1 protein-coding gene and 1 tRNA gene are annotated in these 1,317 nt (G+C 68.4%); one reads left to right on the forward strand and one right to left on the reverse strand.

The features are described 5' to 3' along the window. Positions 1-368: 368 nt before the first annotated feature. A tRNA-Lys gene (locus AC5RUJ_RS16460) sits at positions 369-441 on the reverse strand. Positions 442-632: 191 nt separating this feature from the next. Here AC5RUJ_RS16460 and AC5RUJ_RS16465 point away from each other — a divergent pair. Next, positions 633-1,280 (forward strand): hypothetical protein, encoded by a 648-nt coding sequence (locus AC5RUJ_RS16465; protein ID WP_494001952.1) that lies wholly within the window; start codon positions 633-635, stop codon positions 1,278-1,280. Positions 1,281-1,317 lie beyond the last annotated feature (37 nt).

The following is a 1,317-nucleotide window of genomic DNA, read 5'->3' on the forward strand; positions in this document are numbered from 1 at the left end:
CGGGCTTCTACGGCCGGGAAGCCCCCCCCCGGAGGCCGTTACGCGCTCGGCACCGCCCGTGGCCGCGCTTCTCCACGCCGCCCCCGAGGCCGTTACCCGGCGCACTGGAGCCCGCCCGATCGCGTGAGTCGAGCAGGGTGCAGGCATTGAGGGCGGCGGGGTAAAGCGCCGTCGTGCCGTTGTCCATGTTTTGGAGCGCCCGTAGATATCAGCGCAGGTCACGCGCTGAAGGATAGCCAAGACGTGGACAGTTCGGCCTGAACGTGGACAAGTTTGCGTGACGTGGGCGGCTGACTCGGCCTGCAAGCGGGGGCGTCCCATGAAAAAAGCGGCTCCGACCGGCAAACCGGTCGAAGCCGCTTTCGCGGTGGGCCCTGCGGGGATCGAACCCGCGACCCGCGGATTAAAAGTCCGATGCTCTACCAACTGAGCTAAAGGCCCGCCAGCCGGTCCGCTTTGCTCTAGGTAGAAACCCAGGCGAGGTCGGATTTGGCCAGTTCCCAGTTTATCCCACCCATCGCCGCCCGCCCGAATCCGCCGGGCGCGCGCCTTGCCGGGCTGCCCCGGAACGTCCCGTCGCCGGGGGCCACGCCTCTCTGTACCGGCGTCAGGGGCGGGAGTAAGGTCGAGGCATGAGCCCGAACAACGGAAACGATGTCCCCCGGCCGCATAAGCCGAAGCCTTTCGCCCCGGTGGATTTTGAGGACTTCGCCGGGGGTGCCGACCCGGCACGCGTGTCCGAGGCAGCCCACCTCGCGGCTCAGGCCCTGGTGCACCGCGGGCGCGGCTCGGACGATCCCGAGGTAACCGCGAGGCTGGTCAAGTTGGCAGACCAACAGGGGCTCGAGGCCATTGCTGAAATGTGGGCTGAAAGCCCTGCCCGTTCCCTGCCGGGCGCGCTCTGGCGGCTGTACGCCCTGCGCGCCGCGGCCCAGTCGCATCCCGACAAGCTGGCAGCCTATTTCAAGGCCGGGACGGCATCGGCAGAAGTGTCCAAGGTCATCGCCGGAGTAGCTGAACCGCCCGGCGCCGACGAAGTCCGGGCCATGGCCGACACGATTCTCTCCGGGGCCTTCGACGGTGATTTCGATGTGGCCCTTGACCGGTCGGCGGCCTTTTGCCGGATCGTCGCGCTCGGCCAGACCCACCACGCCGACTCTGCCGAGTCCGCCAACGAGAACCATGCCACCAAGCTGACGCTCAATTCACACCGGCTCGTGAAGACCGCCGAGGATCTGGAAGCGGCCGCCGTCGCCTGGCGGCGCGGCGAGCTCGACTAGCGGCCCGACGGGCCAAGGGCCCGAAACGCCGTCGCCT

The sequence above is a fragment of the Arthrobacter sp. Y3223164 genome, from assembly GCF_059091005.1.

Bases quoted from the DNA above. Each gene is read 5' to 3' on its own strand.
- AC5RUJ_RS16465 (WP_494001952.1), top strand. From the start codon at position 633: ATGAGCCCGAACAACGGAAACGATGTCCCCCGGCCGCATAAGCCGAAG.